This is a genomic window from uncultured Dysgonomonas sp. (genome assembly GCF_900079725.1).
In the GTDB taxonomy this organism is placed as follows: domain Bacteria; phylum Bacteroidota; class Bacteroidia; order Bacteroidales; family Dysgonomonadaceae; genus Dysgonomonas.
This window is the reverse complement of record NZ_LT599032.1, coordinates 2,273,358-2,291,595: the sequence shown is the minus strand read 5'-3', so window position 1 is coordinate 2,291,595 and position 18,238 is coordinate 2,273,358. Positions and strand designations below refer to the sequence as shown.

At 41.6% G+C, this 18,238-nt stretch carries 11 protein-coding genes; all 11 read left to right on the top strand.

The window, feature by feature from the left end:
• Positions 1-76 precede the first annotated feature (76 nt).
• Positions 77-3,274 carry a SusC/RagA family TonB-linked outer membrane protein gene (locus QZL88_RS09480; protein ID WP_296940466.1) on the top strand — a complete coding sequence of 1,066 codons (3,198 nt, stop codon included), beginning with the start codon at positions 77-79 and terminating at the stop codon, positions 3,272-3,274.
• Positions 3,275-3,383: 109 nt separating this feature from the next.
• A complete protein-coding gene (locus QZL88_RS09475; RefSeq protein WP_296940460.1) occupies positions 3,384-4,925 on the top strand; it encodes a SusD/RagB family nutrient-binding outer membrane lipoprotein in 1,542 nt (513 codons plus the stop codon).
• Positions 4,926-5,046: 121 nt separating this feature from the next.
• Positions 5,047-6,279, top strand: a complete 1,233-nt coding sequence (locus QZL88_RS09470) for a TlpA disulfide reductase family protein (protein ID WP_296940458.1) — start codon at positions 5,047-5,049, stop codon at positions 6,277-6,279.
• Between the two features lie 11 nt (positions 6,280-6,290).
• Positions 6,291-7,334 (top strand): EFR1 family ferrodoxin, encoded by a 1,044-nt coding sequence (locus tag QZL88_RS09465; RefSeq protein ID WP_296940455.1) that lies wholly within the window; start codon positions 6,291-6,293, stop codon positions 7,332-7,334.
• 297 nt (positions 7,335-7,631) lie between these two features.
• Positions 7,632-8,285, top strand: coding sequence for a hypothetical protein (locus QZL88_RS09460; protein ID WP_296940454.1), 654 nt, complete (start codon positions 7,632-7,634; stop codon positions 8,283-8,285).
• Between the two features lie 151 nt (positions 8,286-8,436).
• A complete protein-coding gene (gene guaB, locus QZL88_RS09455; protein WP_296940451.1) occupies positions 8,437-9,912 on the top strand; it encodes an IMP dehydrogenase in 1,476 nt (491 codons plus the stop codon).
• Between the two features lie 145 nt (positions 9,913-10,057).
• On the top strand, positions 10,058-12,073 hold the full coding sequence (locus QZL88_RS09450; protein WP_296940450.1) for a peptidylprolyl isomerase: 2,016 nt from the start codon (positions 10,058-10,060) through the stop codon (positions 12,071-12,073).
• Entirely contained in the window at positions 12,070-12,936 is an 867-nt protein-coding gene (locus QZL88_RS09445; RefSeq protein WP_296940448.1) for a peptidylprolyl isomerase, read from the top strand. Before QZL88_RS09450 ends, QZL88_RS09445 begins: the two co-directional genes overlap by 4 nt.
• An 81-nt stretch (positions 12,937-13,017) precedes the next feature.
• Positions 13,018-14,403: a peptidylprolyl isomerase gene (locus QZL88_RS09440; protein WP_296940445.1), complete on the top strand. Its 1,386-nt coding sequence runs from the start codon at positions 13,018-13,020 to the stop codon at positions 14,401-14,403.
• A 30-nt stretch (positions 14,404-14,433) separates the two neighbouring features.
• Positions 14,434-16,314, top strand: coding sequence for an OstA-like protein (locus QZL88_RS09435; protein WP_296940442.1), 1,881 nt, complete (start codon positions 14,434-14,436; stop codon positions 16,312-16,314).
• A gap of 84 nt (positions 16,315-16,398) precedes the next feature.
• On the top strand, positions 16,399-18,234 hold the full coding sequence (gene mutL, locus QZL88_RS09430) for a DNA mismatch repair endonuclease MutL (RefSeq protein ID WP_296940438.1): 1,836 nt from the start codon (positions 16,399-16,401) through the stop codon (positions 18,232-18,234).
• The last annotated feature ends 4 nt before the right edge of the window (positions 18,235-18,238 follow it).

The window sequence follows — 18,238 nt, the reverse complement described above, 5'->3', positions numbered from 1 at the left end:
GTGATAAATATTATCTGTTTTTAACGGTGAGATATTTATTACATCTATAAAAATGTTTGAGTAAACTACAAAAACTATGTTAGAATTGAGAAAAATAAAATTATTACTATTGTTAAATGTCTTTACAATACTACTTTCTGCACAGATAAATGAAGAGTTTGTCATCAAAGGACGTGTAACCGATGCTACAGGCTTGGAGCTCCCGGGGGTTACTGTTCAGATTAAAGGTAATCTTAGGACTGGTACACTGACCAACGAAGATGGTTATTATTCCATTTCCGCACAGAGAAATGAAACTATAGTCTTCTCCTTTTTAGGTTTCGAGACACATGAAGCAAAAGTATTGACAAATGCATCTATAAATGTAGTACTGAAAGAACAGGCTACGGAACTCGACGAAGTAGTTATCACATCACTAAACATTCCCCGTGAAAAGAAAGCACTCGGTTATGCTGTTCAGGGAGTATCCGGTCAGGCATTGGAAACAAGACCGACCAATGCTTTAAGTGCATTGTCGGGTAAGATAGCCGGATTACAGGTTATTTCCAGCGGAGGGAATATGGGTGGATCGTCCAGGGTAACTTTGCGGGGTATAAACTCTATTACGGGAAACAACCAGCCATTATACATAATAGATGGAGTTCCTTTGGATAACACAGATATGAATACATCTGCTACTATAAATGGTAGTGCAGGAAAAGATGTGGGTAGTACAATTCAGGATATCAACCCTGACGACATCGCGGATATTAGCGTACTGAAAGGCCCGTCGGCAGCAGCCCTTTATGGCACACGTGCGGCTAACGGAGTAATTCTCATCACTACGAAAAAAGGAGATAGAAGCGATGATCGCATAGATATACAGGTGAATACCGGTATTGAGTTCGAAAAAGTAGTCAGACTCCCAGAACGCCAAAAGTTATATGGCGGGGGATACAGCACCACTTTCCAAAAGGCGACTATCGACGGAAAGGAATATAATATAGTGGATTATGCGGCTGATGAAAGCTGGGGTCCAAAACTGGACGGAACACCTGTATTACACTGGTACAACCTCGATCCTGAATATACAGCTGACTATTTGAATCCGCAACCATGGGTTTATCCGAAGCACGATGTGGAGGACTATTTCCGTACAGGGGTATCGAACACAAATAATATTGCCCTGTCAAAGAATACGGCAGCGGGTACTTTTCGTGTATCGGTTACGAACAAGAATGTAAAAGGAACTATTCCGAATTCGTCTTTAGGACGTAACTCTATAAATATATCGGGTAGTACCAAAGGCTCTCTTGTATCATTCTTTGGAAACGTAAATTATATAAACAATAAATCGACAGGCCGTCCATGGACGGGAGCCTCGAACCGTAACATCATGCTCGAGGCCTACCAATGGGGGCAAGTACAGGTCGACTATCAAAAGTTGAAAGAATATAAAAGAGCCGACGGGACTCCTCGTGCGTGGAACAGGACAAGCTGGGATAATACTGCTGCCGGAGAAAAAACAAAATATATAGATAACCCGTACTGGTCGGCATATGAAAGTTACCTGAAAGAAAACAGGGATCGTTTTTATGGAAATGTAGGACTGACGGTAACCCCTACTACATGGCTTAGCCTGACAGGAAGGGTCAACGGGGATGTCTATCAATATAATTCTCAGGATAGGATTGCTTATTATTCCCGCTCACAGTCTCAGTATCAGGAATATTCACAAAAGTTTGATGAATTTAACTATGAATTTCTGGCTACGACCAACAACCGCTGGGGAGATCACTCACTGGTGGCAAATGTTGGTGCAAACTATATGAGACGCAACAGGCGAGTAAGCGATATTCAAACGTCCGGAGGACTTGCTATTCCTGAATATTATAGTCTGAATAATGCTGCTTCTATTATTGTGAACCCATCAACCGGACTCTATAAAAAAGCCATATCGTCTATCTATGGTAGTTTCTCTTATGGATGGAAAAGCATGTTGTATTTAGATGGTACATTACGTAACGACTGGTCGTCAACATTGCCCGAAGATGATAACTCATTCCTTTATCCATCTCTCACATCGTCTTTTATTCTGACCGAACTGCCGGCGTTGAAAGAGCAAAAATGGTTGTCATTTGCTAAGGTACGTTTAGGTTGGGCTCAGGTGGGTAATGATACAGACCCTTATCAATTGTATAAGACTTATGAAGCCCTCAATTCATTCGATGGAAATATCGTTTATAGCCTCCCTGAAAAGTTGAACAATCCGGAACTGAAGCCGGAAATAACATCTTCGTGGGAAGCCGGCTTACAATTACAACTGTTCAATAACTTATTAGGACTCGATGTTACCTATTATAATAACAACAGCCGCAATCAGATTATTTCACTACCTACTTCCGATGCTTTCGGATATAGTTACAAGCTGATTAATGCAGGAAAGATTAATAACAAAGGTATAGAGGCTACATTGACAGTGAACCCTATCAGGCAAAGAGACTGGGATTGGACAGCAATTGCAAACTTTTCTAAGAACAGCAATAAGATTATCAAACTTTCCGAAGCTGTAAATACTCTCCAGCTGAGCAACACGTTAGTGTCACTGGTAGCAAAAGAAGGAGATAGTTACGGACAGATAATGGGCTATGACTTTGTGTATGCGCCCGACGGACAAAAGGTAGTGGATAAAGACGGTGTATATATGCGTACAGATCAGTTTGTTCCGCTAGGCAGTGTATTGCCTGACTTCTTGTGGAGCTTTCAGAATCAGCTAAGATATAAAGACTTCACGTTTGGTTTCCTTATCGACTCGCGGGTAGGAGGCAAGTTCTTCTCCCAGACCTACAAAGTGGGGATGTATTCCGGTATACTGAAATCAACGGCTGCTGATAATATCCGTGAAACAGGCACTGTCCTTGATGGTGTTACAGGAGATGTAGTATTCAACTCCGATGGTACATATAGCGTAAGTAATACAGCTCAGAACTCTAAGAACATAACCGCTCAGGCATGGGCACAAAACCAATACAATGGGCCAACAGCTTATACTGTATTCGATGCAACATTCATCAAACTGAGAGAATTAACATTTGGTTACACTTTCAGATTGCCCAAATGGAGAATCGAAAGTGTTAGTGTAACAGCCTATGCTCGCAATCTATGGAATATTTATACAAAGAGTAAAGATATAGACCCGGAATTGACAAACAGTAGCGGCAATGTACAGGGTATAGAAGGTGGTAATATCCCTACTCCGGTAACATACGGACTAAACCTTGGTTTCAAATTTTAAGGTCGCAGACCTGTTTATTACTTTACTAAGCTCAAAAAATAACAGGCAGTTATATTGGAACAATATATTATCAAATACTCTATTTTAGCTAAAATACAATAAAACGATTATGAAAATAAATAAGCTATATATATTAGGTGCTTTCACATCATTGCTATTATCCACATCATGCGTAGATGATATCAATGAGGACCCTAACCGTCCATCGTCCGTGCCTACTACATCCTTAATCACTTCTTCCGAGAAATTACTTGTCGATAACCTACGCAGCGAACAAGTATCATTGAGAGGCTCTATGTTGTTTGTTCAGTATTTTGCACAGAATACGTATACAACACAGTCGCGTTACGATATTCCTTTCAGTTATTCAGACGATTACTGGAAAGGACTCTATAAGACATTGAATAATCTGGAGGAAATAATCAAACTGAATACCGACCCTGCCACAAAAGACGTGGCCACTGCAAATGGCGTAGGACGCAATGCAACCCAGATAGCCATCAGCCGCGTACTCAAGAGTTATGCTTTCTATGCATTGACAGATGTATTCGGTAACATTCCTTACCAGTCGTATGGCACTAAAGATGCCGATTTTCAGGCATTACAACAAAATCCGGAGAATATCACTCCGGCGTATGCAGCACAGGAAAAAATCTATACTGACCTGTTGAGCGAACTAAAAGCGGCCGGAGATACCCTTATTAAGTATCAGGGGGAGACTACATTCGGCAAGGCTGATATTATTTACGCAGGTAGTAATGCCAAATGGGCGAAATTTGCCAATTCGCTCCGTCTGCGTTTTGCCACCCGCCTGAAAGAGAAGAACAATACATTGTATAAATCCCATTTTGAAGATGCATTGAATAAAGGAGTATTTACTGGTAACTCCGACAATGCTGCTTTCAAATATTCTGCCACATCTCCGAATGAGGCACCTCTCTATAGGGCCACTGTAACAGCGAACCGGAAAGATTTTGCTGTTTCTCATATCCTTGTCGACCTGCTAAAAGGCAGTAATCCGGTACTTCCTGTAGCCGACCCGCGCTTGTCTGCATACGCATTACCGACTACCACAACGAATACTTATGTAGGTCTACCATACGGATTGGCAAATGATCAGGCAGGTAAGTTTTCCGCTAATGATGTGAGCTTACCGGGTGCTGCAATCAATGCGGCCAATTACGCCGAAGTTCTGATGGAATATGCTGAAGTTGCCTTCCTGATTTCCGAATACAATAACTGGAGTCAAAACGATTATCAGGCAGGAGTACAAGCCTCGCTTGAAAAATGGGGTGTCGCGGCCGACAAAGTTACAGACTACCTGTCTAAACTGCCTGCGGCTAACCAGAAGAATGTCTTAACCCAGAAATATATCGCATTATATATGCAAGGACTGGAAGCATGGAGCGAATACCGCCGGACAGGGTTTCCCGATTTCCTCATACAGGAAGGTGATGTTGTATTCGAGGGCGAAATAGAAACCAGAGCAGTAACATATCGCTTCGATCCTCTCTTCGGTGATGGGGGAGTTCCAAGCCGCTTGTATTATCCTACTAAAGAACAAAATGTGAATAAGGCTAACTATCAACAGGCATTGTCAGTACAAGGCAATGACAAAATAGAAACAAAGCCATGGATATTTAGAAACTAGTATGTATTTTTGTCCTGATACATTCTTTGTCATTGTCGCGAAGATGTGGTGTAATTACTCCCATAAGATCTACCACAAATTCAGACAAGGCAAAGATGGTCAGGACTAACTTTTTTAGCGTATGGAAAAATATATGATAGCAAGCCTGGCCGGGCTCATCTCTCTGGCCTCGTGCAACAAGGAAGTAAATAACAAACTGACCGACGGCAAATGGCGCGGCGAGTTCTCCGTTTCTGATCAGAAGTTCCCATTCCTTTTCGATGTAGTAAATACGGCGACAGATTCGGCGACAGTATATCTGGTTAACGGAGCCGAACGTGTACCACTCAAGGGTGTACGCTATTCCTCTGATACAGTTATCATCCCCATCGAAGCTTATGATGCTGAACTAAGAGGTGTCATCAGTGACGGAAAATTCGATGGGCGATTTATAAAACTCTTTATCGAAGGTGGCGATGAAGGTGTGCCTTTCTCCGCTGTGAAAACAGACGCTCCCCGTTTCGAAAAAGCAGCAGCTCCGGCGACAGCCTCTCTTGCAGGAAAATGGGATATACAATTTATAAGCCAGAAAGGCGATACAGCTCGCAACGTCGGTATCTTCAATCAAGCCGGAGAGATCCTTACGGGCTCCATCCTTACCAATGCCGGAGACCTTCGCTACCTTGAAGGAGCATTGACAAACGATGGCTTCCAATTCTCTGCCTTTGCCGGATTAAGCCCCTACCTGATCAAGGGCAAGTTTGAAGGTAACGATAATTTCACAGGAGAGTTTTACACCACAAGAGGCGTAACTAAACTAATCGGGAAGCGCAATGCCGAAGCGGCACTAGCCGACCCTTACAGCCTTGCATACATGAAAAAAGGATTCGACCGTCTCGACTTTACCTTCCCCGATATTGAAGGTAATAAAGTGTCGTTGTCTGATCCTAAATTCAAGGATAAAGTAGTCATTATCTCCATACTTGGCAGCTGGTGTCCTAACTGCCTCGACGAGATGGAATATCTTTCACCTTGGTATAAAGAAAACAAAGATCGCGGCGTGGAGATCATAGGCTTGTCCTTTGAGCGGAAAGACGATCCTGAATACGTAAAGACCGTTCTTTCGCGTCTGGTAAAACGCTATGATACCACATATGATATCTTATTCGCAGGCAAGCTGGGTGATGATGCAACGGCCAAAGCCCTGCCTCAGGTAAGCAAAATTATGGGCTACCCTACTACCATTTTTATCGACAAGAAGGGCAAAGTCCGAAAGATACATACCGGCTTCAACGGGCCGGCTACAGGGTTGTTTTACGAAGAGTTCAAACAAGACTTCAACAAAGTAATAGACGAACTCCTCGCAGAAAAATAATTATCCCTGTCATGGACAAACTCAGGAAAGCACATGTGTTTTACTTTTCGGGTACAGGTAATGCCCGACGAGTAGCACTGTGGTTTTCTGAGTTTGCAGCTAAAAGCAATATCGATTGCCGGCTTACAGATATCACAAAAGCTGACACTCATCTACAGGAGCCGGAAGCGCAGACTTTGATTGTAATCATATCCCCCATCCACGGCTTTAATTATCCTAAGATAACCCTCGATTTCATCCGTCGTTTTCCGAAAGGACAAAACAAGGTGGTATTGATGAATACCCGGGCCGGACTCAGGATTGGACGCCTCGTTACTCCCGGTCTTACAGGGATAGCCTTTATGGTCTCCTTCTTCATCCTTAAACAAAAAGGATACCATATCACAGGGCAAATTCCTTTTGATATGCCTTCAAACTGGCTATCCATTCATCCGGCATTGAGTGACAAGTCGGTAAAGTTTCTGCATCAGAAAAACTATAGCCGCCTCGAAAAACACTGCCTGAAGATATTAGCAGACAAACCGAACTTTGTCTCCGATAAGGACATCGTACAAGACATTCTTATATCTCCTGTTGCGTTAGCCTATTATTTAGTTGGACGTTTTGCCCTTGCAAAGTCGTTCTATGCTTCTCCCGATTGTGATAACTGTGGCTTATGTATAAAGAAATGTCCTGTGAAAGCTATCAAAAGCGTAAACAACCACCCATTTTGGACATCTAAGTGCGAAAGCTGTATGAAATGTATGAACGAATGCCCCAAGAAAGCAATTGAGACCGCACACGGATTGTTTCTGATTGTCTCATTGGCTGCATCATTTGCTTCATCTTATCTTATACACTATTTTATCTCAACCAATATCCAATCCGGCTTTATAAAATCAGCCGTTTTCACATCTGTCTTCATGTTGTTACTGTTCGCCCTGTATAGATTGCAGCATCTCCTGCTCATGATAAAATGGATTGGAAAGCTCGTTTCATATTCCTCATTAACCCGTTATAGATTCTGGGGACGATACAAATCTATCCCTGATAATAAATGGAAGGATAACGAATAGAAAAGGTAACACTGAAAGCAATTAATAATTAGCTTGTCTTGCTTAGCAGAGCGAAGCATCTCGTCGGTGAACAGTCACTTGTATCTCGTATCTTGTCTACTCGTATCTCATATAACTTTCAACTTACTACTCATTACTTGCTACTTATTCCATTCGGTCAAAGAGCTATGGCTATCAGTTTCCGCATGTAGATAACTGAATTCTGAAATGATAAAAATAAAGCATTCTACACTATGATTTCGAAATAAATATCTAATTTTGAACCCATACATTTTTTACTATTAACCGGCATCCTCAATGAAAAAACAGCTTTTGCTCATCCTCCTGTTGGCAGTATACTCTAATCTGTCGGCCAGTGTATATACTCCCGATAAGTTACTATATAATGGAAAAGAATACAGTATTATAGAAAGTAAATTCCTATCGCATTTCTTCGTTAACAAAGCGGATCACACAGAGACTACTCCTGATGGAGAAGTGATTGTGTCTACCGGGCCGAGACAAGGTTATATAGGGACGTTCCAGATCGAAAACAATGAGCTTTATGTAACAGCAATACAAAAATATTATATGGAGGATTTGCAAATAAAAAGAGAGAATGCATATCCTTCACTGTTCCCAAATACAACCCGGACAAAAGCAGAATGGGTGTCGGGTCTGATGCTTGCAGGAGAAGTCCCCGAAGAAGGTTTTAAAAACGGAGATAGTCCCAAAAACTATATACTTCTGGAAATAAAAGATGGAATCATAATAAAGGAAAAGAAATTAAACAAAAAAGAACTGAACAACTTTAAGAAAAAACAATATCAGTCTTTCAAAAATACAGAAGAATACACTACAGTTTTCAACCAACTTAAGGCACATGCTCCAGACTATGTTTCTGATAAATCAATAGATGAAACAATAAAACAATTCATATTGAAACATTCCGGTAGAATATTGGCGGATTAACAAATCAGACTGAATTAACGCTTAATTGTTAAATTTTCAGCCGTGTCTAAAAACTTTTGGCAAATCAGCATCTTTTTTAATCAAAAAGAAACTCCGTTTGGCAAAAAATGACTATATTTGCACGCAATAAATTTCAAAAGCTCTTTTATATATGTCTTTTATTGCAGATAAAGTAGTCATGGATGGATTGACATTCGACGATGTATTGTTGATCCCCGCATATTCAGAAGTTCTCCCACGCGAAGTCGATCTCTCGACAAGTTTCTCACGCAATATCAAATTAAATATCCCAATCGTTTCGGCAGCTATGGACACAGTTACAGAAGCTAAACTGGCTATTGCTATTGCCCGCGAAGGAGGTATTGGTGTTATACACAAAAACATGTCGATCGAAGCCCAGGCCCAACAGGTAAGATTCGTGAAACGTGCCGAAAACGGTATGATATCGAACCCTGTAAGCATCCTTCGTGACAAAACGGTAGGCCAGGCGCTGGCTATGATGGCCGAATTTAAAATCGGAGGTATCCCTGTTGTGGATGCCAACAATTATCTTGTGGGTATCGTTACCAATCGCGACCTGCGTTTCCGCCGCGATATGAACCAGCTGATAGACGATGTGATGACCAAAGACAGGATTATCACCACACGCCAAAGCACCGATCTGGAAGCTGCGGCAGACATTCTGCAACAACACAAAATCGAAAAACTCCCTGTAGTAGATTCCGAAAACAGGCTGATCGGACTGATTACATACAAAGACATAACTAAAGCTAAAGATAAACCATTTGCATGCAAAGACGAACATGGCCGTCTGCGTGTCGCTGCCGGAGTAGGTGTGACATATGATACCCTCGACCGTGTAGCAGCATTGGTTGAAGCTGGAGTAGATGCCATTGTTATCGACACAGCGCACGGACATTCGAAAGGAGTAGCCGATATGCTGAAAAGGGTAAAAGCAGCCTATCCGGGTATAGACGTAGTAGTAGGTAATATTGCCACTGGCGAAGCAGCTAAATATCTGGTAGATGCAGGAGCCGATGCAGTGAAAGTAGGTATAGGACCGGGTTCTATCTGTACCACACGTGTAGTAGCGGGAATAGGTGTTCCACAGCTATCAGCTATCTATGATGTTGCTAAAGCACTGAAAGGAACAGGTGTTCCATTAATCGCTGATGGAGGTTTGCGTTATTCGGGAGATATAGTAAAAGCTTTGGCAGCCGGAGGTTATTCCGTTATGATGGGTTCACTGCTTGCCGGAGTGGAAGAATCACCGGGAGAAACTATCATATTTAACGGACGTAAATTCAAATCGTACCGTGGGATGGGCTCTCTTGAAGCAATGGAAAAAGGTTCGAAAGACCGCTACTTCCAGGATATGGAAGCCGATATAAAGAAACTTGTACCGGAGGGTATTGCTGCCCGCGTACCGTTCAAAGGCTCGTTGTTCGAAGTCGTTTATCAGATGACTGGTGGCTTACGCGCAGGTATGGGCTACTGCGGAGCTAATAATATAGACGCACTGCATAACGCTAAATTTACACGCATCACAAATGCCGGAGTAGCCGAAAGCCATCCGCACGATGTAGCGATAACAAGCGAAGCGCCTAATTATAGCCGCGGAGAATAAATACGATCGTATAAATTCTGAAATAAATTAAGGCTCTGTATGTTGAAAAAACATACAGAGTTTTTATTTTAGAATATTTTAAAACATTATGAGCCTATATTTCTTGTATCTTTGCCTCTGGTTTATTATTACATAGCTTACTTATATGATAAAAAAGCACTCTTTATTATTCTTCGCACTACTTACAACATTAGGTATACTTGCACAACAGGACAATACTGTTGTATTCACAATAGATGGAGTACCTGTGTATAAGTCAGAGGTTGAATACGCCTACAAAAAGGGAAATGCCAGTGCCGAAAACAAACAGGACTTTGCTGACTTCGTAAATTCATATATAAACTTTAAGCTGAATGTAACTGAAGCTAAAGCCCAGCAGTTAGATACAACAGCCTCTTACCGGCGACAGTTATCATCCTACAGGTCGCAGATGGCTCAGCAATATATGAATAATACTGACTATGAAGACGAATATATAGAGAAAATGTATAAGCGGATGCAGGAAAATGTGGAGATTAACCATGTTATGTTCCCGTTCGACAATAAAGAAATAGTATTGCCTGCCGATACTCTGAAGATGTATAAGAAGGCAATGGAAGCCAGGGTTAAAATAATGAAAGACGGATTCACCGGAGCGGAACTGAGTACCCCACGTTCGGGTGCGGTGTTCTATCCCCGCGCCGAATCCCGCAACGGGTATATAGGCTGGGTATCTCCTTTCATGTTTGCAGCCAAAGTAGAAGATGCCATCTACAGCCTGCCGCTAAACGAGGTAAGTATGCCTATACGTGCAGCCCGGGGATACCACATTGTGCAAGTACTGAACAGGCGCCCCGCAATGGGAGCCGTAGAAATAGAACAAGTCGTATTTAACTTCTCACATCTGCCTCCGTCACAACAGCAGATAGACAGTGTGGGTAAGGTTGCGTGGAGAGAGTATGAAAACATTAAGTCTCCGGCAGATTACCAGTCTCTTTGCGACTTATTTTCCAAAGTTCACAAAATGGGAACTAACGGATGCTACTTTGGCATCATAAAACTGGATTCGAATCTGCCGATGGATTTTACTATGGCGGCTTTCAATCTGGAAAAGGCCGGAGATATAAGTAAGCCGGTGATGTCGAACTATGGCTACCATATCATAAGGTTATTAAGGAAAATACCGACAGAGAGTCTTGATGTAATGAAAAAACAGCTACGCGAAAGAATTCTCAGAAGTGATAAGGTACAGGAACTTAGTGACGAGAAAAGACGCAGGCTGAAAAGCCATTTTAATGTCACTGTCAATGAAGAGGCTTACTCCAAATTATATGAAATAACAGAAACTGTATCTCCTCGTGATTCCGTGTTCCTGAAAATGATAAAGAACGGTGACGATATTCTGTTCGATATAGACGGACAAAGGGCATATCCGGTTCGTGAATTTGCCAAGTATATCAATTACAGGCAAAAAGAAAGGATTAAAGATACGAATGACATTACAATCATGCAGATTGAAGAAGCCTCTCCTTATAGTCTGTCGTCGGATATACTCAACGAATATTTCGAAGGGTTTCAGGCACTTTTGCTATCCGATTATGAAGAAAATACGCTGGACAAAAGATTTCCTGACTTTGCCCGCATAGTGAATGAGTTTTCCGACGGTCTGTTATATTATGACGTACAAAATAAAAATGTGTGGGAGCGCTCAAAGACAGATGCGGAAGGCTTAGCAGCCTGCTTCGACAAAAACAAAGTGAAATATTCATTGGATGGCCCTAAATATAAAGGTATGGTGATATACGCAAAGAGTGAGTATATCCTAAAGAAAGCCGAAGCTGCCTCTAAAAAGACAAAATCCCGCGAAACTTTTATCAAAGAGATAGATGACACGCTGAACAAGGATTCCATACAAGTCAAAATAGAGCCGGGACTATGGATAAGAGGTGGCAACGCATATGTAGATAATAAAATATATGAAGGTGTGGTACCTCCCCCATTCACAGGATATCCGTATTTCTTTGTGACCGGAAAGTTCATAGATTCACCTGAGGATTATACAGATGTCCGTTATGCAGTAGAGCTGGATTATCAGGAAAAACTCGAAAAAGATTGGGCAACTTTCCTCCAAAATAAATACAAAGTAGATATTAACAAGCCTGCATTAAATTTGAAACAATGAAAGAGATACTTATCTGCTTATATCTGTTTTTTACGGTTTTCGTAGCGTTCTCTTGTAGTGGAAGCGGGGCAGCTGATGCTGACCGGGCTTTAAATCCGATTGTTACAGTGGGAGACAAAACACTCTATCAAGCCGACCTGGACGAAGTTATTCCTGTCGGATTGTCAGCCGAAGACAGCACTGCCGCAGTCAAGTCTTATATCGATATGTGGATAAACGACCAGCTGATATATAATAAGGCCCTGCAAAATATTGTAAACAAGAAGGATATAGATGAATTGGTAGAAAGCTACAAAAAGTCGCTGATAACAAGTTCATATCAGGAACAATTGCTGAAAGAGCATTTTTCAAAATCCGTTTCGGAAAATGAACTCAAGGCGTACTATGAGCAGAATAAGGACAAATTCAAACTGGAAGACAATATTATTAAGGGGCTGTATCTGAAAATTCCTGTAAATTCAAAACAACTGGCTAATTTTCAGAAATGGTATAAACAGGAAAATGATGCTGCGATAGAAAATATTGAAAAGAACACATTACAGAATGCAGTGGCCTACGAATATTTTTATGACAAATGGGTGGGGCTGGTAGATGTACTGGAGAATATGCCACCTGCCGTTACTGATGAAAAAATATTTCTTCAGAGGAATAAGAATCTGGAATTGCGCGACTCATCTTTTGTATATCTATTGAATATCAAAGAGTACGAACTGACCGGAAGCGAAGCCCCGTATGACTATGTCAAAGGGCAACTATCCGAAATGTATATGGAACAAAAGAAGGCTGATTATTTGCAGCAGGTGAAAAAAGACTTGTATGACAAAGCCGTTTCGGATGAAGAAATTAAGTTTTATAATAAATAGAATATAACTTCTTTTTTTACGTTAAGAGAAAAAGTAATACATTATCACTATATTTACGCGATTTTTTAATTGAACATACAAATGGTAAAACAGGCCGGAAAATTTATTTTATTAGCAATACTATTAAGTTCGGGGCTTTTTTGTAAGGCTCAGGATAATATCATCGACCAGATAATCTGGGTAGTAGGAGACGAAGCTATACTAAAATCGGATGTAGAAAAGGCCCGGCAGATGATGCTGTCGAGGGGCGACCGTATCGAAGGCGATCCGTATTGTCTGATACCCGAACAGTTGGCTGTACAAAAACTGTTTCTGGACCAGGCCAAGATAGACAGTATAGATGTGCCTACAGCAGAGGTATCCAGAGGAGTAACCCGTCAGGAAAACATGGTTATTGCTAATTTAGGTTCCAAAGAAAAAGTAGAAGAATATCTTCAAGCTTCGATGAGTCAGTTGCGCGAAGAATGGAGAGAAGAAATCCGGAATGGCTATCTGGTATCGGAAGTGAAGAAAAAACTGGTAGGGAAAAAGAGTAGCCTGACTCCATCGGAGGTAAGACGGTATTATGCGCAATTGCCACAGGATAGCTTACCATATATACCTACTACTGTAGAAGTACAGATAATTACAAATGAACCCATAGTTCCATTGGCCGAGATAGATAAAGTAAAAGAACGCCTGAGGGATTTTACCAACAGGGTAAATGCAGGAGAAAGCTTCTCCACACTGGCAATTATGTACTCTGAAGATGGTTCTGCGCAGAACGGTGGGGAAACCGGATTCAGCGGACGTGCCAGTTGGGTTACAGAGTTCTCCAATATGGCTTTCTCGCTGAATGATCCTAAAAAAGTATCGAATATAGTAGAAACCGAGTACGGGTTCCATATTATCCAGTTGATCGAACGCAGAGGTGACCTGATAAACGTGCGTCATATCCTGCTTCGTCCGAAAGTGCCGGAAGCTGAATTCGAAAAAGCAATCGCTAAAATGGATTCCATCACCAAGGATATAAAACAAAACAAGTTTACATTCGAAGATGCAACGGTGCTATCATTCGACAAAGATACCCGAAAGAATAACGGATTAATGGTTAACCGTAAGGAAAGTGCAAACTATGGTACACCACGCTTCCTGAAAGAAGAACTTCCTCCGGCTGTAGCTATCGCTGTGGATAAGTTGAAAGTAGGAGAAGTATCGGCTCCGTTCAGAATGAAGACAGATAACGGGAAAGAAGTAGTAGCCATCGTAAAACTCAGAAGCCGTACCGAAGGGCATGTAGCTAATGTATCCGATGACTATCAGGCCCTGAAAGAAATAGTAGAAGCGCATAAACAAGAAGATATACTCCGTAAATGGCTTCAGACTAAAATTAAGGGTACATATGTTTTCATAGATGAAAACTGGCGGAATTGTGATTTCCAATATTCCGGATGGCTCAAAGATGATACTACTAATAAGGCTAAATAAAACGTGTTTAATAAACTTATAAAATATGCGATGCAAAGGCATAGGATACCTCTGGTGAGTGTTCTGTGCCTCATTGCTCTTTATGCTTCGGCTCAGTCGATGTTGTCGCCACAGGTGAAGTTGGATATTACACAGGTTCCCAAAAAACCGCAGGACCCTGTGAAGCCGCAGCCTGCAAGTAAAGGCGGAGTCAAAGTGATTGAGTTGGTCAATTCGAAAAGACTGATAAGACGGCCTGATTTTGAACCGCAAGTACTAAAAGACAGTGTTATATTCTTGCACGACGGAGCTTATCTTTACTGCGATAGTGCTTACTGGAATGAGAAGCAGAATTCGTTCGAGGCATTCAGTAATGTTCGTATGGAACAAGGCGATACCCTTTTCCTGAACGGAAGATATATGCATTATGACGGGAATACGAAATTGGTGAAAGTCCGTGAAAATGTCAATCTGGAACATTCACCAAAAAATAAGCGAAATCCGATAACATTGTTTACCGATAGTCTTAATTATGACCGGACTATGAATCTCGGTTATTATTTCGACGGTGGTATGCTTGTAGATTCGCTCAACGAATTGACCTCTTTCTGGGGGCAATATGAACCCAATATCCGGATTGCCACATTCAAGGATAGCGTAATCTTGAAGAATCCGAATTTCACGCTTTATTCGGACAAGCTGAAATACAATACGAACGAGAAAGTAGCGATTTTCACCACACCGACCGAAATAGTTTCCGACAGTGGGGTCATATATACCAGCAACGGATGGTACAATACGGAAACAGAAAAATCACTCCTCCTCGATCAATCAACAGTAATGAATAAAGAAGGGAATCGTTACCTGAGAGGTGATTCTATCTATTATTATAAGACACTGGGTTATGGAGAAGTATTCGGTAATATGTTCTTACAGGATACTGTAAAGAAAATAATCCTTATCGGTAATTATGGCTATTATAACGAACTTAACAATTCGGCGTTAGCTACCGATTCCGCTTATTGTATCGAATATTCGCAGGGGGACAGCTTGTATATACATGCCGATACATTGAAACTGCTGACCATCATAGACAGTACCCATATTCCTAAGATAAAACCTATTGCAACAGATTCTCTGATAAAACCCGAACCCCTGATTTTGGATTCTCTGGCCAGGGATTCTTTGCACATCATCGACCGTTTCCAAAACGATTCGGCACGGGTAGATATGGGACTTCCGGCAGACACAATGCCGCTTTATACAACGTCTGCGTTACAAGCTGTGGATACTACAAAAAAAGAGTTCCGTATGATAAAGGCTTATTATGGAGTAAGGTTTTATCGTTCCGATATGCAGGGTGTATGCGATTCCTTACAGTTCAACTCTAAGGATTCTATTATCCATATGTATCGCGACCCTATATTGTGGAATACCAACAGGCAGTTGTCGGGAGATACAATAGATATATTTATGAATGATAGCACCATCGACCGGATGCATGTTAAGCAGTATAGTTTCTCTATCGAAGAAAAAGATTCTATACACTTCAATCAGCTGAAAAGCCGTTCGATGAAGATCTTCTTCGAAAATAAGAAAGTAAAACGAGTCTTGGCTGAAGGAAACGTAGAAACGATTGCCTATCCGGAAGAACGGGATGGTACATTAAATGGAGTACTTAACTGGCTCGAGGGTAGTTACCTTCAGATTTTTATGAACGACGGACAGTTCGAAAAGTTAGTTGTATGGCCCAAGCCTGTAGGAAAAACAACCCCTTTCCATCTGATAACTCCTGAGCAATTGAGACTAAAGGATTTTTACTGGTACGACTATATAAGACCATTAGATAAAGACGATATATTCAGGAAAGCTCCTAAAAAAGCCGGAGATGTACGGCCTAAACGTCCGGCAGTATTTGACAGAGAAGAATAAAGACCATTATTAAATTATAAATTACGAGTTATAAGTAGTTAATTGTTGATTGCTAACTGTTGACTGTTAACTGACATACAGGATATGAGCGATATAATACATCTTTTACCCGATTCCATAGCCAATCAGATAGCTGCCGGAGAGGTCATTCAACGACCTTCATCCGTAGTAAAAGAACTGGTCGAAAATGCTATTGATGCAGGGGCCGACACTATACAACTTATCATCAAGGATGCCGGACGTACATTAGTTCAGGTCATCGACAACGGTAAAGGTATGTCCGCTACCGATGTGCGTATGGCTTTTGAACGTCACGCAACTTCGAAAATAAGGTCGGCTGATGATCTGTTCGCTCTACATACAATGGGGTTTCGTGGAGAGGCGTTGCCCTCCATCGCTGCTATTGCGCAGGTAGAAGTAAAGACTCGCAGGGAAGAAGACGAACTGGGCACTTTACTCCAGATTTCGGGTTCGAGGGTTGAAGCTCAGGAGTGTATTGCCTGCCCCAAAGGAAGTAATTTTTCGGTGAAGAATATCTTTTTCAATGTACCTGCCCGCCGTAAGTTTCTTAAATCGAATGATACCGAACGGAGAAATATACTGACCGAGCTGGAACGGATAGTATTGGTTAACCCCGAGATAGAATTCTCTTTCACCGACAACGATATTGAAGTTCTCCGCTATCCTGCATGCAATCTGCGTCAGCGAGTTGTAAATGTGGTAGGAAAGAATTTCAACCAGCAACTCATATCCATCGATATAGATACTTCTCTGGTAAAGATAAAAGGATTTGTAGGAAAACCCGAATCGGCCCGCAAAACAAGAGCCTTGCAGTATTTCTTCGTGAATGGACGTTATATGCGTCATCCGTATTTCAACAAGGCGGTGACAGCCGCATTCGAGCCGCTAATACCATCGGGTGAGAACCCTAACTATTTTATCTATTTCGATGTTGAGCCGGACTCTATCGATGTGAATATACATCCTACAAAGACCGAAATAAAGTTCGAAAACGAACAGCCTATATGGCAGATACTTTCGGCTGCTGTAAAAGAAGCATTAGGTAAATTCAATGAGGTGCCTACTATCGATTTCGATACAACAGATGCCATAGATATACCAATACACGACCCGTCGAAGAATGTAAGTCAGCCACGTGTGAATATAAACCCGTCATACAACCCTTTCAAAAGCCCTTCGTCAAACTCCGGTTACCAGCGCCAGAATGTAGACTGGGAAAAATTCTATGAGGGATTTGAAAAAGATAAGGGTAGTTCGAGCATAGATATAGAGCCGGATGTGAATATATTCAGCCATTCCTCCAATCCGGAGACGAATACCCCTTCTGTAAGCGCGGAAATGGTAGTCCATTACCAATATAAAAATAAATACATACTGACTTCTGTAAAATCGGGTTTGATGCTCATAGACCAGCACCGGGCACATGTCCGTATCCTTTTTGACCAGTTTATCGCTCAGATTCGTCAGAAGAGAGGTATCTCGCAGCGGGCTTTGTTTCCCGATATAATAGAGTTGTCGCCTTCCGAAGCGGCGATGATCCCTTATCTGATGGATGATCTGGAAGCTGTAGGATTCGATTTGAGCCATCTTGGCAACAATGCCTATGCAATAAACGGAACACCTTCCGAAATCACGAACGTAGATCCTGTGCAGCTTGTACATAATATGATAAGCCGGAGTGTAGACAGCGGAAGCGATGTAAAAGAAGAAATACAGGAATCCCTTGCCTTGTCGATGGCCAATGCGGCATCTATTCCTTATGGGCATAAATTATCCGACGAGGAGATGAATAAGATTGTAGACCAACTGTTTGCATCGCCTGCGCATAAGCATACTCCCGATGGTAAGACAATTATTTCATTACTGGAAGATGATGTGATAGAGAAAATGTTCCGGTAATAAA